Source organism: Xanthomonas sp. NCPPB 2864, assembly GCF_056675615.1.
The window spans coordinates 130350-153377 of the sequence record NZ_JBWWVS010000006.1 but is presented as its reverse complement, the minus strand read 5'-3'; the positions used below and the strand labels follow the sequence as shown (position 1 = coordinate 153377).

Annotated in this window: 12 protein-coding genes and 1 riboswitch; of the genes, 7 read left to right on the top strand and 5 right to left on the bottom strand. The window is 65.0% G+C overall.

Annotation, left to right across the window (positions count from 1 at the left end):
* Positions 1-86: 86 nt before the first annotated feature.
* Positions 87-1796 carry a gamma-glutamyltransferase gene (ggt, locus tag AC1KVE_RS14630; protein WP_102253487.1) on the top strand — a complete coding sequence of 570 codons (1710 nt, stop codon included), beginning with the start codon at positions 87-89 and terminating at the stop codon, positions 1794-1796.
* Positions 1797-1875: 79 nt separating this feature from the next.
* Positions 1876-3714, top strand: coding sequence for a methyl-accepting chemotaxis protein (locus AC1KVE_RS14625; protein WP_184613083.1), 1839 nt, complete (start codon positions 1876-1878; stop codon positions 3712-3714).
* Between the two features lie 9 nt (positions 3715-3723).
* On the opposite strand, the gene AC1KVE_RS14620 is transcribed toward AC1KVE_RS14625, so the two are convergent.
* Both AC1KVE_RS14620 and AC1KVE_RS14615 read right to left on the bottom strand, forming a co-directional pair.
* Positions 3724-5697 carry a prolyl oligopeptidase family serine peptidase gene (locus AC1KVE_RS14620; protein WP_065032821.1) on the bottom strand — a complete coding sequence of 658 codons (1974 nt, stop codon included), beginning with the start codon at positions 5695-5697 and terminating at the stop codon, positions 3724-3726.
* Positions 5698-6001: 304 nt separating this feature from the next.
* Positions 6002-8773: a TonB-dependent receptor gene (locus AC1KVE_RS14615; protein WP_481092421.1), complete on the bottom strand. Its 2772-nt coding sequence runs from the start codon at positions 8771-8773 to the stop codon at positions 6002-6004.
* Between the two features lie 429 nt (positions 8774-9202).
* Positions 9203-9300: riboswitch (TPP riboswitch) on the top strand.
* Between the two features lie 114 nt (positions 9301-9414).
* Between AC1KVE_RS14615 and thiC the strand changes: the two genes are divergently transcribed.
* The 4 genes from thiC to AC1KVE_RS14595 all read left to right on the top strand — a co-directional run bounded on the left by thiC (position 9415) and on the right by AC1KVE_RS14595 (position 17946).
* Positions 9415-11292 (top strand): phosphomethylpyrimidine synthase ThiC, encoded by a 1878-nt coding sequence (gene thiC / locus AC1KVE_RS14610; protein WP_481092407.1) that lies wholly within the window; start codon positions 9415-9417, stop codon positions 11290-11292.
* Between the two features lie 424 nt (positions 11293-11716).
* Complete coding sequence (locus AC1KVE_RS14605; RefSeq protein WP_184456947.1) at positions 11717-14050, top strand: winged helix-turn-helix domain-containing protein; 2334 nt, start codon at positions 11717-11719, stop codon at positions 14048-14050.
* A 110-nt stretch (positions 14051-14160) separates the two neighbouring features.
* The gene (locus tag AC1KVE_RS14600; protein ID WP_024940093.1) at positions 14161-15054 is read left to right on the top strand and encodes a helix-turn-helix domain-containing protein; all 894 of its coding nucleotides are present in this window, start codon (positions 14161-14163) and stop codon (positions 15052-15054) included.
* 48 nt (positions 15055-15102) lie between these two features.
* Entirely contained in the window at positions 15103-17946 is a 2844-nt protein-coding gene (locus tag AC1KVE_RS14595; RefSeq protein WP_024940092.1) for a TonB-dependent receptor plug domain-containing protein, read from the top strand.
* 287 nt (positions 17947-18233) lie between these two features.
* On the opposite strand, the gene AC1KVE_RS14590 is transcribed toward AC1KVE_RS14595, so the two are convergent.
* Positions 18234-19382 carry an HDOD domain-containing protein gene (locus AC1KVE_RS14590; RefSeq protein ID WP_481092406.1) on the bottom strand — a complete coding sequence of 383 codons (1149 nt, stop codon included), beginning with the start codon at positions 19380-19382 and terminating at the stop codon, positions 18234-18236.
* A gap of 113 nt (positions 19383-19495) precedes the next feature.
* Positions 19496-20032: an inorganic diphosphatase gene (ppa, locus tag AC1KVE_RS14585; RefSeq protein ID WP_005990841.1), complete on the bottom strand. Its 537-nt coding sequence runs from the start codon at positions 20030-20032 to the stop codon at positions 19496-19498.
* Between the two features lie 198 nt (positions 20033-20230).
* On the opposite strand from ppa, the gene AC1KVE_RS14580 reads away from it, so the two are divergent.
* Positions 20231-20713: a hypothetical protein gene (locus AC1KVE_RS14580; RefSeq protein WP_024940090.1), complete on the top strand. Its 483-nt coding sequence runs from the start codon at positions 20231-20233 to the stop codon at positions 20711-20713.
* A 273-nt stretch (positions 20714-20986) separates the two neighbouring features.
* Here the strand turns inward: AC1KVE_RS14580 and AC1KVE_RS14575 are convergent, their stop codons facing one another.
* Entirely contained in the window at positions 20987-23014 is a 2028-nt protein-coding gene (locus AC1KVE_RS14575) for a sodium-translocating pyrophosphatase (RefSeq protein ID WP_166770341.1), read from the bottom strand.
* Between the last annotated feature and the right edge of the window lie 14 nt (positions 23015-23028).

Genomic DNA, 23028 nt, shown 5'->3' with positions numbered 1-23028 from the left:
GCTGACAGGCAGCGCTTGCCGAGCGAGGCGGCCCGACCCGCTGGTATGGTTGGTCACTCACCTGTGGTGTCCGGGGATCTTCTGTCATGCGTCGCGTACCTGTGTTGTTGATGTCTGCCTTGGCGCTGCTTGCGCCGCCCCTCAGTGCTGCCGACCGGATCACCGGGCAGCCGTTCGCCACCCGTTCGGAAGTCATCGCCCCGCATGCGATGGCGGCGACCTCGCAGCCGTTGGCCACCCAGATCGCGCTGGATGTGATGAAGGACGGCGGCTCGGCGGTGGATGCGGCGATTGCCGCCAATGCCGCGTTGGGCCTGATGGAGCCCACCGGCAACGGCGTCGGCGGGGATCTGTTCGCCATCGTCTGGGACCCCAAGACCAGCAAGCTCTACGGCTACAACGGTTCGGGCCGCTCGCCCAGGTCGCTGACCCTGGCCGAGTTCCAGCGCCGTGGGCTGAAGGACATACCGCCGACCGGCCCGTTGCCGGTCTCGGTGCCGGGCGCGGTGGATGGCTGGTTCGCGCTGCACGAGCGCTTCGGGCGCAAGCCGATGGCGCAGAACCTGGCCCCGGCGATCCGCTACGCCCGTGAAGGCCATCCGGTGGCCGAGACCATCGCCTATTACTGGGACCGCTCGGTGCCGCGGCTGTCGCAGTACCCCGGCTTCAAGGAGCAGTTCACCATCGACGGCCATGCTCCGCGCAAGGGCGAGCTGTGGAAGAACCCGAACCTGGCCAACACCTTGCAGCAGATCGCCGACGGTGGCCGCGATGCGTTCTACAAGGGCGACATCGCCCGCACCATCGGCGCCTATTTCAAGGCCAATGGCGGCTACCTGAGTTACGAGGATCTGGCCAGCCACACCGGCGAGTGGGTGGAGCCGGTGTCCACCAACTACCGTGGTTATGACGTCTGGGAGTTGCCGCCCAACAGCCAGGGCATCGCCGCGCTGCAGATGCTCAATATCCTGGAAGGCTACGATTTCTCCAAGATACCGTACGGCTCGGCCGAGCATGTGCACCTGTTCACCGAAGCCAAGAAGCTGGCCTTCGCCGACCGCGCGCGCTTCTATGCCGACCCGGCGTTCCAGCCGGCGCCGCTGGCCAGGCTGATTTCCAAGGACTACGCCGCGCAGCGTCGCGCGCTGATCTCCATGGACAAGGCGCTCAAGGAAGTGCAGCCGGGCACGCCCAAGCAGCTGGAAGAAGGCGACACCATCTACATGACCGTGGCCGATGCCGACGGCATGATGGTGTCGCTGATCCAGTCCAATTACCGCGGCATGGGCAGCGGCATGGCCCCGCCCGGGCTGGGCTTCATCCTGCAGGACCGCGGCGAGATGTTCGTGCTGAAAAAGGATCACCCAAACGGCTACGCGCCGGGCAAGCGGCCGTTCCAGACCATCATTCCCGCCTTCGTCACCAAGGACGGCAAGCCGTGGCTGAGCTTCGGGGTGATGGGCGGGGCGATGCAGCCGCAGGGACACGTGCAGATCGTGATGAACCTGGTGGACTTCCATATGAATCTGCAGGAGGCCGGCGACGCGCCACGCATCCAGCATGAAGGCTCCACCGAGCCGACCGGCCAGGCCACCGCGATGAGCGACGGCGGCGAGGTCAACCTGGAAACCGGCTTCTCCTACGACACCATTCGCGCGCTGATGCGCAAAGGCCACCGGGTGATCTTTGCCGATGGCCCGTATGGCGGGTACCAGGCGATCGCGCGCGACCCGGCCAGCGGGGTGTATTACGGCGCTTCGGAAAGCCGCAAGGACGGGCAGGCCGCCGGCTACTGAGCGGGCGCTTGCGGTGCGTGGCGCCGCTCAATTGCAACCGCAGTGCGCCGCTAATGATGGTGATGGATTAGGAAAGCCCATGAGCTCGATGCAACAGCCCGATCCGCCGTCGCAAACGCATGCGGCGCTGCTCCCCGATGCACCGGTCGCGCTGTTGCGGCTATCGGCCGAGGCCTGCGTGGTGGCCTGCAACCGCGCAGGCCTGGACGTCCTGGGCAAGACCGCCGGCGAGCTGCAAGGCGCACCGGCGTCGGTGTTGTGGGGATTGTGCGCAGCCGATCTGATCGGCGAAGACGGCGTCTGGGCGGCCCCGGGCGACGACCCGGCCCGGCGCGTGCGCTATGTGCGCGACCGCGAGCACGGTGGCTGGATGCTGTCGTTGCCGCATGTGGAAACCGCGATCCTGCTGCGCGAAGCCACCCGCCTGGCCGACGACAGCCGACCGGTGCCGATCTCGCCGCTGCTGCAGCCGCTGGTGGCGCGCCTGCAGGCCGAACACGAAGACCGCACCGTGCTGGAGCGCACCGCCAACGCGTTGGCCGGTTGCGAACTGGAACTGCTGCTGCCGCCCGGTCTGGCGGAGACCGACATGGGGCGCCGGCTGCAGGCCGGCTTCGGCAATCTGGCCGAAGCGATCCGCCAGGCCGTGGCGTTGTCGGTGCAGATCGCCGCCGAAGTGCCGCCGCTGGTGGCCGAAAACGACGGCATGGTGCGTCAGTCGCAGGCGCAGGCCGATGCACTGGATGGCGCCCGCACGGCGGTGCAGCGGCTCTCTTCGAGCCTGCAGGACGTCAACGCCGATCTGGCGCAGGTGATTGCGCTGGCCGCCAGTGCCGACGACAGCGCACGTCAGGGCGTCGCCGCCGCACATGCGCTGGGCCAGGCCATGCACGAAGTGGAACGTCGCGCCGCGCGTGCCGGCGAGGTCATCGAAGTCATCGACTCGGTGGCGTTCCAGACCAATATCCTGTCGATCAACGCCGGTATCGAAGCCGCGCATGCCGGCGATGCGGGGCGCGGGTTCGCGGTGGTCGCCACTGAGATCCGCCGCCTAGCCGAACGGGCGGCAGCGGCAGCGCGCGACGTGCGCGCGATCCTGGCCGAAACCAGCGCCGCGGTGGGCGAGGGTGCGGCCTCCGCGCGCGGCACCGAAGCGGTACTCGACGGCATCACCCGCGTGCTCGGCCAGGCCAGCAGCGCGATGACCACCGTGGCCGGGCGGATCCAGGCGCAGGACGGTGAGATTCGCGGCATCGAACGTGCCGTCGATGGCGTGGTGGCGCTAGGTCGCAGCAACCTGCAGCATGCCGCGCACGTGGCCGAACGCAGCGAGGCGCTGGAGCGCGGTACCGAAACGCTGCGCGATTGCGTGGGCCTGTTCCGTCTGCCGGCCGACCCGCTGACAGTGCCCCGGCACGCGCGCGTCAAGGAACTCACCGTGGCGACCGCCGCTCGTATCGGCACTGCCCTGGCGCAGGCCATCGCACGCGGCCAGATCGACGAAGCGGCGCTGTTCGCCCGCACCTACACGCCGATTGCCGGCGTGGAGCCGGCCAAGTTCAGCACCGACTTCGATGCGCTTTGCGACGAGGTGTTGCCGGCCTTGCAGGAGCCGCTGCTGGATGCGCATCCGTGGATCGTGTTCGCCATCTGCGCCAATCCCGACGGCTATGTGCCCACGCATAATCTGCGCTTCACCCAGCCGCTGACCGGCGATCCCAAGCGCGATCTGGTCGGCAACCGCACCAAGCGCAAGTTCACCGACCGCGTCGGCCGCAGCGTGGGCGCGCACACCGACCCGTATCGCCTGCAGGTCTACCGCCGCGACACCGGCCAGATCATGTTCGACCTGTCGGCCCCGATCTACGTCGGCCGCAAGCACTGGGGCGGTTTGCGGGTGGGCTATACGCTGGACTAGCTTGCGTGGTCACTGCGGCGCGGCGGATACGGCACTGGACGTCGTCGCTGTGGTGGTGTCGCCCAACTGCTCGGCAAGAAAGCGTTCGAGCGTGCGGTAGAAGGTGACCTGATTGGCTTCCTTGTAGAAACCGTGGCCTTCCTTGGCAACGGCCATCCACTGCGGCGCGTTGCCGCTGCGCGTCAATGCCGCGCGCAGGCTCTTGGCCTGTGCAAACGGGGCGCGTTCGTCCTCTTCGCCGTGCACGAGCAGCACCGGCACCTTGATGCGCTCGGCCAACATCACCGGGGAGTGTGCGGCCAGTTCGGCGGCATCACGGCCGATGGCGCGCTCCAGATAATTCAGGCCGTACTCGCTGCGATTGATGTCGCCCTTGCTGTACATCATCTGCAGATCGTAGATGCCGGCCACACCGACCGCGCAGCGGAACAACTCCGGCGCCTTGACCTGCACCATCATGGCGGCATACGCGCCGAAACTGGCGCCGTAGCTGCAGATGCGCGTCTGATCGGCCAGTCCCTGGCCCACCGCCCAGCGTACGCCGTCGATCAGATCGTCCTGGATGCGTTCGCCCCACTGGCGATATCCGGCGCGCTCGAACCGGTTGCCACGACCCAGGCCGCCGCGATAGTTGACCTGCAGCACCAGATACCCGCGGCTGGCCAGGAACTGGGCGTCGGTATCGAAGGCCCAGCCATCGCCATCTGCGTGCGGGCCGCCGTGCGGCAGCAGGATCATCGGCAGGCGCACCCCGTTTGCGGCGTTGCCGGGAACGGTGAGCACGCCGTCCAGGGTCAAGCCGTCGCTGGCTTGAAAGGTCACCATGCGCCGCTCGCTCATCTGCGCCGCCTGCAATGCATTGCGTGCCTTGATGACGAGTTTGAGCGTATTGCTCGGCCGGTCGAAGATGTACCAGGCTCCGGCATCGCGGTCGCTGTAGGCCCTCAGCAGCAGGCCATTGCCGTCCTCGGTGAAATTGATGAAGTCCACGTACTGGCCGGCCAGGGTCTGGCTCAGGCTCCGGTGCAGTTGCGCTTCGGCGGTGTCCTGCTCGAAATAGCGCAGTGTCGGCCGCCCTGGCCCCAGCCGTGCAGCAAATGGCGTTTGCGGCGCCGAACCCCACTGCAGGTCATCCACGCTGTAGAACGGGTCCGACGCAAGCACGCTGCGCTGCTGGCCATCGGGATCGGTGGCCACCAGGACTGCAGGGCCACCCGCGTCGCTGTACCAGCCATAGAGGCGGCCCGGCTGCCGCGCGAATGCGATCGGTCGCCAGCTGGCCTGGACCTGGGTCATTGGCGACCAGCCATTGCCCGAGCGGCGGAACAGCAACGGGTTATCGTTGTCGTCGGTGCCGTACGCGTAGTGCGCCACGCCATCGTGGTCAAGCACGAACCGCAGATCGGGGACGTCGATGTCGGCCATCAGGCGATGGGTGGTGGTGTTGGCGTCGACGTCGTAGAGCATCGAGTGGCGCGAGTCCAGCGACAGACGCCGCATGTAGAAGTGCCCGTTGCGGCGACTCGGCAGGCCCTCGATATAGCCGAATCCGCGCTCCAGGCCCGCATTGCGCGTGCTTTGCAGGTAGCCGTACACATAGCGCTGATTGCTGCCATCCAGATCGGTGGCGATGATCTCGCCCATCGGCACGGGTTCTTCCAGCGAGCCGAGTTTGCGCCCCTTGCCGATCACCAGCCGCCGGTCGCTGACCCAGGCAATGCGCACCGGCAATTCATAGCGCGGCAAGCGCAGCATCGTGGTGGATTGCATGCCGGCGATGCGGTAGACCACCAGCGCGTAGTTGCCATCGCCCAGATCCGCACTGACCGCCAGATGCTTTCCATCGGGTGACATCGCCGGCGAGGTGATCGGACCGGATTCGACGAATGCCTCGACAGGCGGCGCAGAGGCGGCCTGCGCGGTCCCTGAAAATATTCCCGTCAGCAGCACTGCTGCCCAGCCAAACCGGTGCATCCCCTGCATCTGCGTCGTCCATCCCCTGTTTCACAGAACGATAACGAACCGGCGACGGCTGTGGCAAGTAGGTCCAAAAAAAAAGCCGCCGAAGATCGGCGGCAGGGAGAGAGAGCGGGTTTCTTGTTGTAGTGACTGCAGGCTAGCGGGGGGATGTGCCGTGGAAATGTCCCTGCATGGCGCCGCTGGCGTGCTGCGTGCCAGGCGGCCGCCTGCGTGTCAGCCCTGGCACATGCACAACGACCTCCCGAGGGAGGTCGTTGTGACAACCGGCGTATCCAGCCAGCGGTCCCGGCGGCCCAAGGGCGCGCGATCAGAAGCGCTGGGTGTACTGCAGGTAGCTGTAGCGTCCCGGGATGGCATAGGCCGAATCGAACGAATTGGCAGAAGCGCTGAGCGCCACCGGCGGGTCGCGGTCGAAGACGTTGTTCAAACCCACGCGCACGGTCGCATTCCACGGCAACTGGTAAGACACCTGCATATCGTTGAACGCAGTCGCCGCGACGTGGCGATAGTTGCCGGCGTCGTCCAGCTCCGAGTCGTAGTCCTTCATGCCCGAGTAGTAACGTACGGCCCAGTTGGCGGCCAGGTTGCCGTAGCTCCAGTCCAGGGTGAGCGTGCCGCGCGTGCGCCAGTTCGGGTTATCGGTGTGGTAGATGCCGTTGTAGCTTTCCCAGGCCGCATTGTCGTCCTGCTTCTGCTCGTTGACGGCCACGTAGGTCGAATCCAGCGTCAGCATGAACTGGCCGATCGCGGTCTGCGGCAGTTTGTAGCGCGCGGTGAAATCGTAGCCTTCCATGCGTTGCTCGCCGACGTTCACCGGCTGGATCACCAGGCCGGTGATGGCGCCGGTGGCATCGCGGGTGACCAGGTCGCAGAACGCCGAGACATTGAACTGATAACACTGCGACAGGATCTGGTTGGCGCTGAATTCGGTGATGGCGTCGGTGATCCTGATCTTCCACCAGTCCAGCGACACATCCAGGCCTTGCACCGAGGCGGGGCTGTAGACGAAACCGAGCGTGGCGTTCTTGGACTTTTCCGGCTGCAGGTTGGCGTTGCTGGTGTAGGTGAACGCATAGATGGTCTGGCCGGAGTTGCCGCTGGCGCTGTTGTACTCGGCCACGTAATTGGCCGGTACGCCGCCGGCCGCGCACGCGGCGGCAATCGCGCCGGTGTAGGAGGTGCTGTTGGTCGAGCAGGGATCGGAATAGGTATCGAAGCTGTCCGATGCGCCCAGGTACAGGTTTTCGATCGATGGCGCGCGGAAGCCGGTAGCGTAGTTGCCACGGATCAACAGGTCGGCGACCGGCTTCCACTTGAAACCGAATTTGCTGTTGGTGGTGCTGCCGAAGGTGTTGTAGTCCGAGTAACGCACGGCTGCGCTCAATTCCAGCAATTGCGCACCGGCCACATCCTTCAGCAGCGGAATCGCCACTTCGGTGTAGTAGTCGTTGAGCGTGTACGAGCCGGAGGTGGGCGTAAACGAATTGCCCGAGGTGTAACCGGCCGAAATCAACGCATCCGGCGAGGAGAAGCCGCTTTCCTCGCGATGCTCGACGCCGGCGGCAAAGCTCATCCAGCCGGCAGGAAGCTCGAACAGATCGCCGGTGAGGTTGGCGGTGAAACTGCTGTTCTTGTACTGATAGGTGTTGTGCGCGGTGAACAGGATGTAGTCCAGCATCTCCTGAGTCACGCCACCGGCCGGCGACAGTGGGTTGAATGGCACGCAGCCGGCAATGACTGCGCCGCCGCTGTCCAGGCACGACAGGGTGCCATTGACGATGGCGGATGCGCCGAGCGCGTTGCCCAGGTTGAGCAGATTGACGTCGCCGTACTGGGTTTCGGTCTGGTCGGTCTGATTGTGCGCAAAGCCCACATTCCAACTGAACTGCCTGTCCGCAAACTGGAAGTCGCCTTCCAGCCCGGTATACACGTGCGAGGTCTTGACGTCCTGCTGGTAGGTGCGCGCGAATTCGGTCAACCGATGCGACCAGCCCACATCGCGTCCGTCGCCGCCGTAGGCGCTGTTGTACGGGTTGTAGTAGCTGTCGCCGCTCATCAGGATGCCGGTGTTGACCGAGGCCAGCGGAAAGCCGGCCAGCTGCTGTGACGATTGGCGGCGGTTGTAGAGTCCATCGAACTTGAAGCGCACGTTATCGGTAAGTGCGTAGTTGCCTTGCACGTACAAGGCATCGCGCTTCTGCGGCGTGACCAGGTAATTGTCCTTGGCATAGTTGTAGCCGTAGTCGGAGGTATTGAAGGCGGTGTACTGGTCCAGACCGTAGCGCGGATAATTGCTGTCGCCGCTGGCGGTTGCGCTGCCGGGCAACACGGTCCAGGCACCGCTGTTGCCACCTGCACGCAGACGGCCACTTGCCGAGTAGCTGCTGTAGGCCGACGACCCTGCGCCATACACCGGCTCGGCCGAGATCTCGCGGTCGCCTGCCATCACCGCATCTTCCTTGACGCTGGACAGCCCGATCACCAGATTGCCGCGCTCGCTGGTGGCGCCCACGGTGGCATCGAACGAGGTGCGCTGACCGTCGCCCTGGCCGTACTGGCCGACGTAGGCATTGACTTCGGCACCATCGAAATCGCTACGGGTGATGATGTTGACCACACCGGCGATGGCATCGGAGCCATAGATTGACGAGGCGCCGTCCTTGAGCACTTCCACCCGCTCCACGATGGCCGACGGAATGGTGTTGAGATCCACCGAGCCGGACAGGCCCGACACCCAGCGCCGTCCGTTGACCAGGACCAAGGTGCGCGAGGCACCCAGGTTGCGCAGGCTCACGGTGGCCGAGCCGTCGCCGCCGTTGTTGACGGTGGAGTTCATCGTTGCGCCATTGGAGGGGATGCGCTTGAGCACGTCGGCCACCGAGGTCAGGCCCTGCTTCTCGATGTCCTGACGCGTGAGCACCAGCACCGGTTGCGAATTTTCCACATCGACAGAGCGGATGCGCGAGCCGGTGACTTCGATCTTGTCCAGATTGGTCGGACTCTTGTCGGTCTGTTCCTGGGCAACGGCACTGGTGGTGATGCACAGGCCGATGGCGATCGCGAGCGAGCCCCGACGCAGGGTCGGGTGGAGCGTGGACATAGTCATGTGTACGGCGATTCCCGATAGAGGAGGAACGACAGCGCGATCCCCGTTGGATGGCACCTGCGCGTATGTCTTCATCGACACGACAAGCAGGCTTAGCGGGAATTTAACGAGCGGGTGTCGCCACCGTTTTTCGCCAATCGGCGCCTTGTTGCGCTGCGCCGCGCACAGTGCGCGGGCGCGCCATGCAATGCCGTGGCGAGGCCGTGCATGTGCACCGCCGACCTGCGGTGGCAGGCGGAGACATATGTCGCTGTGGAAGGCGAGGCTACTGCTGCACGCTCTGCCAGGTGGGCAGCGTTCGCTGCCTAGAACGGCATGCGCCGCTGGCGCACTCGGTGCGGGCGCGTTGCCGACGCCCCGTGATATTTTTTCAGCCGCGCAGGGTGCGATGTGGTTTAATCGCCGCCGAAGTGGGGGTACCGCAGTGCGCTGCGGTTGAGATAGTCCCTTCGAACCTGATCCGGCTGATACCGGCGTAGGGAAGCTTCGTTAGATGCGATGGTCCGTGCCTGTACGGGCGCATCGCCATTGAGCGCCGCCGCTTCGTCCGCCTGCGAATCCTTCGCAGGGCCAGCGCCGTGGGTGCTGGTCTTCCAGCACACAGGACGAACGCCATGAATGCCGCGCCGACCGTTTTGCAGCAACAAGCCCAGTCGCTGTCCGAGGCTGTGACCCAGCCGATACCAGGCTCCCACAAGATCTTCGTGCAGGGTTCGCGCGCCGACCTGCAGGTGCCGATGCGCGAGATTGCATTGACCCGCACACCGACCCTGTTCGGTGGCGAGGACAATGCGCCGCTCAGCGTCTACGACACCTCAGGGCCGTATACCGACCCGCATGCCGCGATCGATCTTGCCGCCGGTCTGGCGCCGCTGCGCGCGCGCTGGATCGCCGAGCGTGGCGATACCGTGGCGCTGGATGGCCTGAGTTCCAGCTTCGGCCGCGGCCGCGAGCACGATGCGCGCCTGGATGCGGTGCGCTTTCCTGCACGGCGCCTGCCACGCGTGGCGCGCGAGGGTGCCAACGTCACCCAGATGCATTACGCGCGGCGCGGCATCATCACCCCAGAAATGGAGTTCGTGGCCATCCGCGAAAACCAGCGCCTGGAAGCGGTGGCCGACGCGATGCTGCGCAAGCAGCATCCGGGCGAAGCCTTCGGTGCCGCGATCCAGCAACGCATCACACCGGAATTCGTGCGTGACGAAATCGCACGCGGCCGCGCGATCCTGCCCAACAACATCAATCACCCGGAAAGCGAGCCGATGATCATCGGTCGCAACTTCCTGACCAAGATCAACGCCAACATCGGCAACAGCGCGGTGTCGTCCGGCATTGCGGAAGAGGTCGAAAAGCTGGTGTGGTCGATCCGCTGGGGCGGCGACACGGTGATGGACCTGTCCACCGGCAAGCACATCCACGAAACGCGCGAATGGATCATCCGCAATTCGCCGGTGCCGATCGGCACGGTGCCGATCTATCAGGCGCTGGAAAAGGTCGACGGGCGTGCGGAAGAGCTTACCTGGGAGATCTTTCGCGACACCTTGATCGAGCAGGCCGAGCAGGGTGTGGATTACTTCACCATCCACGCTGGCGTGCTGCTGCGCTATGTGCCGCTGACGGCAAAGCGGGTGACCGGCATCGTCTCGCGCGGCGGCTCGATCCTGGCCAAGTGGTGCCTGGCCCATCACAAGGAAAACTTCCTCTACACGCACTTCGAAGACATCTGCCAGATCATGAAAGCCTATGACGTGGCGTTTTCGCTGGGCGATGGCCTGCGCCCGGGCTGCATTGCCGATGCCAACGATGCAGCCCAGTTCGGCGAGCTGGAAACGCTGGGCGAGCTGACCAGGATCGCCTGGAAGCACGATGTGCAGACCATGATCGAAGGTCCGGGGCACGTGCCGATGCAGCTGATCAAGGAAAACATGGACAAGCAGCTGCGCGAATGCGGCGAGGCGCCGTTCTATACCCTGGGGCCGCTGACCACCGATATCGCGCCCGGCTACGACCACATCACCAGCGCCATCGGTGCGGCGATGATCGGATGGTTCGGCACCGCGATGCTTTGCTATGTCACGCCCAAGGAACATCTGGGCCTGCCCAACCGGCAGGACGTACGCGACGGCATCATGGCCTACAAGATCGCCGCACATGCTGCGGATCTGGCCAAGGGGCATCCCGGTGCGCAGGTGCGTGACAACGCCTTGAGCAAGGCGCGTTTCGAATTCCGGTGGGACGACCAGTTCCATCTCGGGCTGGATCCGGAAAAGGCCAGGGAGTTTCACGACGAAACCCTGCCCAAGGAGGCGCACAAGCTGGCGCACTTCTGCTCGATGTGCGGGCCGCATTTTTGCTCGATGAAGATCACCCAGGACGTGCGCGATTACGCGGCCGAGCACGGTATGGGCGAGGCGCATGCCTTGTCGGCGGGAATGGAAGAGAAGTCGGCGCAGTTTCTGGCGCAAGGCGCGCAGGTGTATCGCGCCACGTGACATGCGGCAGCATCGTCACGTTGCAGCAGACCGACTGGCTGCTTAGGAAAAATTCAGCTTCGGCTTAGTCAGATCGCAGCGCGGTACGCAAGTGCCGCGCGGTGACTGCGTTGCAAGCGGTTACAGCCCGCAAGCATTTCGCGGCATTTTCCTGAATCGCAGATAAAAAAATCGCGCCAGAGGCGCGAAGGGGACATCGTAATTATTTGAATTCGTCGGCGAGAGAGAGAGAGCCTGACGTCGCCACCTGTCGTAGGGAAGCAACGAGGCATAGAGTAAAATTTGCACCAAATGGATGCATGACACAGTTGGTTGTGGTCCTTTGCTGAATTTGGCGTTTCGCGCGAAGTGCGTGTTGCGTTCTTTGTAGTCCTTGCATGCCGACGCGTGTTTCTTGCCGATGAGTGTTCCTCCCGCTAATGCCATGCCATCGGGCCGGTTACGTGTCGGCCAGTGCGTGGTCGACGTCGCCTCGCGCGAAGTGCATGCGCCCGGCGCCAAGCGCGCCGCGCGTCTGGCGCCGAAATCCCTGGCGGTGCTGCTGACGCTGGCGCGGCAGCCGGGCCAGGTGGTGACGCGCGAGCAACTGCTGGCCGAGGTCTGGCCCGACACCTTGCCGACCAACGACGTGGTGACCCAGGCGGTCACGCAACTGCGCAAGGCATTGGCCAGCAACGGCAGCCAGCGCTTCGAGCATATCGAGACCATTGCCAAGACCGGCTATCGGCTGCTGGCCCCGGTTGCGTGGGAGCAGCCGTCGGACGGTCCGGCCGATGTTGCCGCGCCCGCGACGGCGGTGACTGCATCGGACAAGGAGCCCGACGAGCGCAACCGCACCGCCGGCGTCACCGCCACTGCCGCGTTGCAGCGCAGCCCGGTCACCCGGCAGCCTCCAGCATCGGTTCCGGCTGCGTCGGCTGCAGTGCGGCAGCGCCGATGGATGGCCTTGGCAGTGGCCAGCGTGGCCTTATTGGTGGTGCTGGGACTGGCGGCGCGGACGCTGTGGATGCGCCCGCCGGATCGCGACGCGGCAGCGGCCTCGGCAGTGCTCGGCAGCCCCAAGCGCCCGTATCAGATCATCACTGCGGGCGGCGGATTCGATCTCATGCCCAGCCTGTCGCCGGACGGGGCGATGGTGGCCTATGCCTCGCTGACCAGCGATCGCGCAGGCACCTCGATCCTGGTCAAGACCACCAACAACGCCTACCCGCGCGTGCTGGACACGCCGGCGGCCGGTATTTCCGATCGGCTGCCGGCCTGGTCACCGGATGGGCGCGAGATCGCCTTCTCGCGGCAGGCGCCCGATGGCAGCTGCCGCATCATGATCGCTGCTGCCAACGGCCCGGCTGCCGCACGCGAGGTGGCGCGCTGCGATGGCGCGGACATGCTGAGTTTCAGTTGGTCGCCGGACGGCCGTGCCCTGCTGTTCGGCAGCATGACCGGCATGCACGGGTCGCCGCGCATGCGGCGGCTGGATCTGGAAACCGGCCAATGGCAGCCGCTGCGCTACAGCGCGCAGTCGAGCGACTTCGACTACACGCCGCGCTATTCGCCCGACGGGCACTGGATCGTGTTTCTGCGCAATCCGCAGCTTGGCGATCTGTGGCGCATTTCGGCAAGCGGCGGAACCGCCGAGCGGCTGACCCACGACAACGCCGATATCCGTGGCTGGAGCTGGTTGCCCGACGGCAGCGGGCTGATCTTCGGGCGTCGTGTGGACAGCGAAGCGCGGCTCTACCGGCTCGATCTGGTCGACCGCAGCCTGCATGACCTCGGTGTGGACGATGCGCAGGCACCGGATGTGGCGCATGGTCATCTGGTCTTCGTGCAGCGCAAACCGCAATTTGGCGTGTATCAGGTCATTCACGACCCCATGAATGGCGGCTACATTCGCCGCCGGCTGTTTCCTTCCAGCGGGCGCGACGATCAGCCGATGATTGCGCCGGACGGGCGCCAGTTAATCTTTGCCTCCAATCGCTCCGGTGCGTACGGCCTGTGGTGGGGCGATGTCGGCAAGCCCGGCTCGGTGCGCCTGATCGAAGGCCTGCGGCCGGATGCGCGCCAGGCCGCCGACTGGTCGGCCGACTCGCAACGCGTGCTGGTCAGCGGCAGCGATGCGCACGGGCATGCGGCACTGTTCGAAGTGACCCCGAGTACCGGCAAGGCGCTGCGGCTCCCGGTGCCGCAGCCGCGACCGTTGCAGGCGATCCATGTTCCCGATCCCGATCAGTTGTTGGTGGTGGCTGCCGCCGATGACGGGCGCACCTTTGCCACGCTCTACGACAGACGCAGTGCTCCATGGCGCGCGCTGGCGTCGCTGCAGGACGTCTCGCAGTTGCGGCTGGACCGCGCCAGCGGCCAGGTATTGCTGACGCGTCTGACCGGCGGCGGGCTATGGCAGGTCGCCCCGTCGCTGGCCGCCGACACCTTGCGACCGGTCGATCCGCAGCAGCCATCGCGCTGGCGCTATCGCAGCTGGGCTCCCGGCGCGCGCGGGCAATTGCATTACCTGTCGTCCACCGACGCCTGTGCCACCTATGACAGCGACCTGCGCGGCGGTGTCGGGCGCTGCATGGATGCGGCCAAGTACACCACCATCAATGGTTTCAGCGTGGATCAGCGCAGCGGCGCGTTGTATGTGGCATTGGCAGAAGAAGACGGCAGCTCGATTGCCTTCATGGCGTTGCCGGAGCGCCTGGCCACGCCGTTGGGTGTGATATCCAACCTGTTGATCGTGTTGAGGAAAATCGCTTCGTAAGTTTTTCGGAAAGACTTCGTGGCAATTTCGGCAGACCTTCGTCGGAACTTCCTGACTGACGCCAGATTCGGCAAAACACTACGCCCTCTTTTGTACAGGGGGCTGCCACCATGCAACAGGTCATCACCGCAGATCGCGGGCTCGCACTTTCCTTGGACGGTGCCAGCGAGCCGACGTCGACGACCTGTCTGGCGGTCTCCCGCCTGGGCAGCATCCGGACCGCCGCGGCCACGTTCACGCTGTGGGTGCAGTTGCGCGGCCGCGCCTGGGTGGAGTCCAAGGAAGGGCGCTTCCGTCTGCGCGCCGGCGACTGGATCGCTTTCGACAAGGAATCGCATCCCACCGTACAGGCCGACCGCAGCGCGCTCTGTGTCGGCGTCAGCCTCGATGGCGACAGTCTGCAGTCGCTGGCCGAGTTGACCGACGCCACGTTGTATCCGGGACGCAGCCAGCTGTCGCGTGGCGATCTGCGCATTGCATTGCGTCTGTGGCGTAACGCGGCTGCGCAGAGCGGCGGTGCATCGGCACGCCCGTTGTTGCTGCATCTGGCTGCGATGCAGCGCGACTTCATCGCGCAGGAGCAGCGCTGCCCGGGGCGTTCGCGCAGCCGTCGCCGTCAGGTCTTCGGTCGCATGCAACGTGCGCGGCTGTATCTGGAAGGCAATAGCGACCGCGTGGTGCGCATCGCCGAGCTGGCGCAGCTGACCAACTTCTCCAGCTGGTATGTGTCCAAGACGTTCCAGAGCCTGTACGAGGAAAGCCCGCAGGCCCTGTCGGCGCGCCTGCGCCTGGAACGCGCCTCCGATCTGCTGCGCGATACCTCGATGATGATCGGTGAGGTTGCGGCCGCAAGCGGGTTCGACAATTGCTGCAGCTTTGCGCGTGCGTTTCGTGCGCGTTTCGGTGTCTCCGCATCGCATTACCGCGACCAAACGACAAATCCGCCAGATTCGGCAAAGCCACGGAACGTGACGCGCAAAGCGACGATGTTCACGCAATCGTAATTTGCACAGGGGCGCTTAACGCGCCACTAACGAACCCTGGAGAGATTGATGAACCTTCGCACCTCCGCAGTGCGGCTGGGCCTGTTGCCCGCCGGTATTGCGATCGCGTTGACGCCGGCATTTGCCGTCGCGCAAGAATCGACCACCACGCTGGACCGTATCGAGATCACCGGCTCGCGCATCCGCAGCGCCGATGTCGAGACCCAGCAGCCGATTTTGACGCTTGACCGTCAGGCACTGGAAAAGCAGGGTCTGACCTCCGTCGCCGACGTGCTGCAGAACCTGACCTCCGCTGGTTCGCCGGCGATCTCGCGCGCTGATGCGCTGTCGTCGGGCGAAGACGTCGGCGGTTACTACGTCGATCTGCGTAACCTCGGTGCGCAGCGTACGTTGGTGCTGGTGAACGGTAAGCGTCTGGGTGCATCGACCTCCGGTCTGCAGGATCTCAGCCAGATTCCGATGTCGGCAATCGAGCGTATCGAAGTGCTGAAGGATGGCGCCTCGTCCATCTACGGTTCCGATGCCATTGCCGGTGTGGTCAATGTCATCACCCGCAAGCGTTTCGACGGCGCTGAAGCCAGCGTGCAGTTCGGCCAGTTCGGTCAGGGCGACGGCGATACCACGCAGTACTCCTTCACTGTCGGTTCGCAGGGCGAGCGCGGCGGCGTGACGCTGTCGGCCGAGTACTCCAAGCAGGATCCGGTGTTCGCCAAGAACCGCTGGTTCAGCCGCGATGGCTCGCGTGGTCCCAACTCCACCCCGAACAGCTGGAGCCCGATCAGCCAGAACGGCTCGTGGTGCAATCCGCTGCAGGTCGACTGCGCAGATCCGGACACCGCGGTGTGGCAGACCCTCAATGCCGGTGGTAACCCGAACAACCCGGCCGACTATCACCCCATCACCCCGGCCGAGTACGCCAACTCGAACCAGCAGATGATGGTGCAGACCGGTATCGAGCGGAAGTCGGTGTTTGCCAACGTCAACTACGACGTTGCCGATGCCATCACCTTCAACGCCGACATCGCTTACAACGAGCGCACGACCGACGGACAGATCGCGGGTTATCCGTACCAGTCCGGTTCGTTCGGCACGCCGCTGGAAGCCGGTAGCGCGTTCAATCCGGTTGGCCAGGACGTCGATTTCCGTCGCCGCCTGTGGGAAGTGCCGCGCGCCACCGAAAACCAGCTCAAGACCCTGCGCTTTGCGCCGACCTTGAGCGGCTACTTCGATCTCGGTGGCAAGACCTGGGACTGGGACGTTGGCGCGTTGTGGAATCGCAACGAGAACACCAAGCGCAGCCGTGGCGACATGAGCCTGATCGCATCGCGTCAGGCACTGGGCCCGTCCTTCATCAACGGCCAGGGCGTTGCACAGTGCGGTACCGCTGCCAACCCGACCCCGCTGTCGGCGTGCCGTCCGTGGAACCCGTTGCTGCCGTACAACGTTGCAGGTCAGGGCTCGCTCGCCGATCCGGCGTTGCAGGAATTCCTGTTCCCCACCTTCACCGACACCGGCCTGACCAAGACCACCAGCTTCACTGCCAACCTGTCCGGTTCGATCGTTGAACTGCCGGCTGGCGACCTGGGCATTGCGGTCGGCTATGAACACCGCAAGGAAGAAGGCCGCTTCTCTCCTGACGCATTCGCGCAGTCGGGCGAGAGCACGGGCCTGGGTGCCAAGACCACGCAGGGTGAGTACTCGCTGGACGAGGTCTACCTCGAATTGAATGTGCCGCTGCTGAGCGACGTCGCATTCGCCAAGGAACTGACCTTCAACGCTGCGACGCGTTACTCGGACTACAGCAACTTCGGCGACACGCTGAACTCCAAGTTCGGCCTGACCTGGCGTCCGCTGGAAGACCTACTGGTGCGTGCGACCTATGCGGAAGGCTTCCGTGCGCCGACCATCAGCGATCTGTACGGCGGCCTGAGCAGCAGCTTCGAGGATTACATCGATCCCTGCGGCGTCGGTGCTCCGAACAGCGTCAATGGCAATGCAGCCTGCACCAATGCCGGCGTACCGTTGGGCTACACCCAGCTGGGTCAGGGCTTCGTGCCTTGCACGACCTACCCGTGCCAGACGCCTGACGAATTCGTCAGCGGTGCCAACCCGAACCTGAAGCCGGAAACCTCCACCAGCAAGACCGCTGGTCTGGTGTGGAGCCCGCGTTGGGTGCAGGGCCTGGATATCTCGCTGGATTGGTACCGCTACGAGATCAACGACATGATCATCGCCGATAGCGTCGACCGTATCCTGCGCGACTGCTACGTGCTGGGCAATTCGGAGCGCTGCGCAGGCGTGACGCGTGCAGCCGACGGCCATATCTCCTCGATGACCTACGGCGTGGCCAACCTCGGCCAGATGGAAACCGAAGGCTACGACCTGGGCGTGAAGTACCGTTTGCCGGAAACTGCAATCGGCTCTTTCACCCTGGATTGGCAGACCAGCTACGTCAGCAAGTACGACGAAGCCGGCCAGGACAGCGCGGGCAACGCCATCATGATCGGCCGCGTCGGCGAGCCGGGCATCTTCCGCGTGCGTTCCAACGTTGGCGTGAACTGGGCGCTGGGTGATTTCGGCGTCAACTACACCCTGCGTTACTACTCGGGCATGAAGGAAAGCTGCATCACGCTGGCCGAGGGCTATTGCGACGCTCCCGACCATTTCGCCAACGGCGAATCCGATCCGCTGCGCCACACCGGTTCCAACACCTTCCACGACCTGCAGGTCAACTGGAAGGCACCGTGGGACGCAACGATCGCACTCGGCGCGAACAACGTGTTCGATCACCGCGGTCCGCTGCAGTACTCGGCACCGAACAGCAGCTTCGCCTATTACGGCGGCTTCGAAATCGGTCGCTTCGTGTACATGAAGTACACCCAGCGTTTCTGATCCATCGACGCGCTGTTGCATGAGGGACGGGCCGCAAGGCCCGTCCTTTTTTTATGGTGAGGTGGATGCGATGCAGGCCTCTGCGGCCCTCATGATCAAAGCGACCGTGCCGACGGTCAGCCGACGCCACTGCCATCACTGATGACATCTGCACTGATGTGGCGAGCCGCCGATCGGAAAGGAGGTGCCGGCTGCACTTCAGCGGCTGCGTTTCAATGCGGCCTTGCTGCAGTGGTGCGGCAAAAAAAAACGCGGCTTTCGCCGCGTTTTTTTTATTCACAGGCAGCTCAAGCCTCGGCAAGCCCCAGCAAGGTATCGGCCTGTTCGCGCCAGGTTGGCAGGCGGGCGAGCACGCCGACCTTGGACAGGTACTCTTCGTCCACGGTTTCGCCGCTGGCCAATGCGGTCGCCACATGCACCGCGCCGGTCACCCAGAAACTGCGCAGGCTGGAGCGCTGCGGGTGGCGATGGAAGGCCACCGCTTCGATGATCGGCATCGGCAGGCCCCACAGGCCGAGCAGGTAAGCACCGGCTTCGGTATGGCCCAGGCGGTCGTCGCCGCCTTCCAGCGGCGGTTCGCGCTCGTCGCGCACGCCGGGCAGCAACAAGCCGATATCGGCCAACAGCGCGGCGGTGGAGCCCAGTTCTGCGCTGGTCGGCGGCAACACCTTGGCGGCCAGTCGCGAGGAGAGCAGGGCGCGGCGCTGCATCGCATTGCGCTCGGCCGGGGTCAGCGTCTGCACCGAGAACACTTCGCTGGCCAGGACCAGGTCGCGCAGCGTGGCCACGCCCAGGCGGGTCACTGCCGTGCGCAGATCGGTGATGCTGCGGCCGCCGGAGAAGAATGCGGAATTGCATAGCTGCAGCACCTTGGCGGCAATCGCCGGATCGCCGGCGATCAGCTTGGCGATATCGGCCGCGTCGGCGCCATCGTCTTCTTCCAGTGCATGCATCAGGCTCAGATACAGATGCGGCGGCGACGGCAGTTTTTCGATCCGGCCGATGGCGGCGCGCAAGCGCGGATTGCCGAGCAGATCGCGCAGTTCTTCCAGGCTGGTGATGGCTTCGAGCAGGACTTCCGGGGCCAGCGGCACCGGCAGGAAGCGGTGCGCCACGCCAATGATGCGAGCCGGCGGGGTGCGCTGACCATCCTGGGCATCGATCAGGGCGATGCGGATGGTGTCCGGGCGCAGCGTACGGATCTGCCCCAGCAACGTGGCGGACGTGAGATCGGGCAGGACGGGGGCGACGATGACCGCGTCGAACGGCGATAACGCGGCCGCCTCGATCGCCGAATTGCCGTCGGCCACCTGCTGCACCTGCCACTGATCACCCAGATCGGCGACATAGTCGCTCAATTCGGACGGAAGACTGGCTTCGTCCCCAACAAACAGAATACGCAAGACACTTCCCCAAGAGTCACCGGTGGCAGACACCGGCCAAACGCTGTCGGCAATGTACCCAATCTGCCGCCGGCGGTCACCGGGATCACGCCGGAAGCGTGATCCCGATCGCCCCGCGGTTGCGGGGCTGCGTCACGGTCGTTGGATCAGGGTGCGTCGGAATTATAGCGTTCCACCGACTCCACCAGGATGCGCTTGGCCTCGGCCGCGCCGCCCCAGCCATCCAGCTTGACCCACTTGCCCTTCTCCAAGTCCTTGTAATGCTCGAAGAAATGGCCGATGCGCTCCATCCAGTGGCTGGACACCTGGTTGATGTCCTCGATATGCGCGTAGCCGGAGAAGATCTTCTCGATCGGCACTGCCAGGATCTTTTCGTCGCTGCCGGCCTCATCGCTCATGCGCAATACGCCCACCGGACGGCAACGCACCACCGAGCCAGGCACCAGTGGCAGCGGCAGCACCACCAGCACGTCGGCCGGGTCGCCGTCGCCGCACAGGGTGTTGGGCACATAGCCGTAATTGCAGGGGTAACGCATCGGGGTGGATAGGATGCGGTCGACGAAGATCGCGCCACTGGCCTTGTCCACCTCGTACTTGACCGGCTCCGAATCCTTCGGAATTTCGATGACGACGTTGATTTCTTCCGGCAGATTCTTGCCGGAGGTGACCAGTTCAAGACCCATGCGCGTAACTCCCGAGGCGTCATCTAGTGTGTGGAGCGCGATTCTACGCGTTCGGCTGTTGCGGTGCAGCGACACTGAATGGGCAATGTTCTGACCGCCGTGTGCGGCATAGCCCGCATTCATCCCGGGAAGCTCCCCGATCGTCGCGGCCCGCGGCGCGGCGCACGCTGCAGACTCATCCACTGCTCGGGAATTGCCATGTTCAAGCCTGTGCGTTTGCTCGTTGTGCTGCTGCTCTCCGGTGCCTGCCAGCTCGCCTCTGCGGCGACGCCGGCGCCGACCTTCGTCGATGCGGTGGACTGGCCCGCCAATGGCGAAGGCTGGGAAGCCTTTGTCGATCTGGAGCAGCGGCTGGAGCAGGATTTCGACAACATCTGCGGCGACACCTTTTGCGGCGGCGAGTTCAGCGACTACCAGCCGCTGCGCTTGCGTTGCTCGGTGCACCGGGTCAGCGGGGTGGTGCGCAGCTGCATCTGGACCTTCGGGGCCAGCGAGGTCAGCGTCGACCCCGGCAGCGGGTACCTGCGCTCGGACAGTCGGGTCTGGCGCTGCACGGCGCCGCTGAAGGCAGGGACGCGTCTGGACGAGATGTACCGCACCCTGGCGGTGAACAATCCGCTGTTCGAGCCACTGCCCGGTGGGGCGCCACCGATCTATGACGGCTTGATCGGTTGCCTCTGAGGAACGCTTGCACCGCAAGCCGTGGCGCGGTGTGTTGCCCGGTGCAGCGATTGCATGCGGGCGCCGGACCTGCCCGGCGTCGGCACGTGCGAGCCGATGCGGCACGCGGGATCATTACCGCAGGCCTGTCGCGTGTCAGTAGCAGGCCGGCGCGCGGCGCACACCGGCGCACGGCCTTGGGATACGGCGCCTGGGCCCCGGAACGTGAGTCGGCACGTTCCGGGGCCGGCTTCCATCAGCTTCGATCGGCCTGTGGCTTGCGAAAGGTCGGTCTCAAAGCAGCGGCACCAGCAGCAGGGCCACGATGTTGATGATCTTGATCAGCGGATTGATCGCCGGTCCGGCGGTGTCCTTGTACGGGTCGCCCACCGTGTCGCCGGTGATGGCGGCCTTGTGCGCCTCGCTGCCCTTGCCGCCGAAATGGCCGTCTTCGATGTACTTCTTGGCGTTGTCCCAGGCCCCGCCGCCGGTGGTCATCGAAATCGCCACGAACAGGCCGGTCACGATCGTGCCGATCAACAGGCCGCCCAGGGCACGCGGGCCGAGCAGCAGCCCGACCACCACCGGCACCACCACCGGCAGCAGCGAAGGCAGGATCATTTCGCGGATCGCCGAGCGGGTCAGCATGTCGACTGCGCGGTCGTATTGGGGCTTGGCGGTGCCGGCCATGATCCCGGGAATCTCGCGGAACTGGCGACGCACTTCTTCGACCACGGCGCCTGCCGCGCGCCCCACCGCTTCCATCGCCATTGCGCCGAACAGATACGGGATCAAGCCGCCGATCAACAAGCCGATGATCACGCTGTGGTCGGACAGGTCGAAGGCGAAGACCTCGCCAGGATTGGCCGCCTGCAGGTTGTGCGTGTAGTCGGCAAACAGCACCAGCGCGGCCAGTGCGGCCGAGCCGATCGCATAGCCCTTGGTGACCGCCTTGGTGGTGTTGCCCACCGCATCCAGTGGGTCGGTGATGTTGCGCACCTCCGGCGGCAGCTCGGCCATCTCGGCGATGCCGCCGGCGTTGTCGGTGATGGGCCCGTACGCATCCAGCGCCACGATCATGCCGGCCATCGACAGCATTGCCGTCGCTGCGGTTGCAATGCCGTACAAACCGCCAAAATGAAACGCGCCCCAGATTGCCGCGCACACCGCGATGACCGGCAGCGCGGTGGATTTCATCGAGACGCCCAGGCCGGCAATGATGTTGGTGCCGTGGCCGGTGGTGCTTGCGGCGGCTACGTGCTGCACCGGCTTGTACTGGGTGCCGGTGTAGTACTCGGTGATCCAGACGATCAGGCCGGTAAGCACCAGGCCGATCAATGCGCAGGCGTACAAGGCCGTGGCGCCATGCGTGTTGTCGCGCATCAGCGACTGGGTGATCGGCCAGTAGGCGAGTGCGGCCAAGACGCCGGAAACGACCACGCCTTTGTAGAGCGCGCCCATGATCGAGCCGCCCGCTTTGACCTTGACGAACGAGGCGCCCACGATCGACGCGATGATGGAGACGCCGCCCAGCACCAGCGGGTACAGCACCGCGTGCGGACCGGTTTCACTCAGCGTCAGGCTGCCGAGCAGCATCGTGGCGATCACGGTGACCGCATAGGTTTCAAACAGATCCGCCGCCATGCCGGCGCAGTCGCCAACGTTGTCGCCCACGTTGTCGGCGATCACCGCCGGGTTGCGCGGGTCGTCCTCGGGGATGCCCGCTTCCACCTTGCCGACCAGGTCTGCGCCCACATCCGCACCCTTGGTGAAAATGCCGCCACCCAGGCGCGCGAAGATCGAAATCAGCGACGAACCGAATGCCAGCCCCACCAGCGCGTGCAGGTTGCGCTCCAGCGGCAGGCCCATCGCCTGCAGCAGTGCGTAGTAACCGGCCACCCCGAGCAATCCCAGCCCCACCACCAGCATGCCGGTGATGGCGCCACCACGGAACGCCACATCCATCGCACGGCCGATGCCATGGCGTGCGGCCTCGGCCGTGCGCACGTTGGCGCGTACCGACACGTTCATGCCGATGTAGCCGGCCAACCCGGATAGCACCGCACCGATCGCAAACCCGATGGCGGTGTACCAACTCAGAAACAGCCCGACCAGGACGAACAGCACGCCGCCGGCAATCGAAATGGTGAGGTATTGCCGGTTGAGATACGCGCGTGCACCTTCCTGGATCGCGGCGGCGATCTCCCGCATGCGTGCGTTGCCGCTCGGCTGCGCGATCACCCAGCGTGCCGATACACCGCCATAGACGATTGCCAGGACCGCACATCCCAGCGCAAGTGGTAACCCGTAGTGTTCCAGCATGACCCCTCCCAGAG

Excerpts from the sequence above, each read along its gene's own strand:
- ggt (WP_102253487.1), top strand. The coding sequence starts at position 87 with ATGCGTCGCGTACCTGTGTTGTTGATGTCTGCCTTGGCGCTGCTTGCG.
- AC1KVE_RS14625 (WP_184613083.1), top strand. The coding sequence starts at position 1,876 with ATGAGCTCGATGCAACAGCCCGATCCGCCGTCGCAAACGCATGCGGCG.
- AC1KVE_RS14620 (WP_065032821.1), bottom strand. The coding sequence starts at position 5,697 with ATGCAGGGGATGCACCGGTTTGGCTGGGCAGCAGTGCTGCTGACGGGA.
- thiC (WP_481092407.1), top strand. The coding sequence starts at position 9,415 with ATGAATGCCGCGCCGACCGTTTTGCAGCAACAAGCCCAGTCGCTGTCC.
- AC1KVE_RS14605 (WP_184456947.1), top strand. The coding sequence starts at position 11,717 with ATGCCATCGGGCCGGTTACGTGTCGGCCAGTGCGTGGTCGACGTCGCC.
- AC1KVE_RS14600 (WP_024940093.1), top strand. The coding sequence starts at position 14,161 with ATGCAACAGGTCATCACCGCAGATCGCGGGCTCGCACTTTCCTTGGAC.
- AC1KVE_RS14595 (WP_024940092.1), top strand. The coding sequence starts at position 15,103 with ATGAACCTTCGCACCTCCGCAGTGCGGCTGGGCCTGTTGCCCGCCGGT.
- ppa (WP_005990841.1), bottom strand. The coding sequence starts at position 20,032 with ATGGGTCTTGAACTGGTCACCTCCGGCAAGAATCTGCCGGAAGAAATC.
- AC1KVE_RS14580 (WP_024940090.1), top strand. The coding sequence starts at position 20,231 with ATGTTCAAGCCTGTGCGTTTGCTCGTTGTGCTGCTGCTCTCCGGTGCC.
- AC1KVE_RS14575 (WP_166770341.1), bottom strand. The coding sequence starts at position 23,014 with ATGCTGGAACACTACGGGTTACCACTTGCGCTGGGATGTGCGGTCCTG.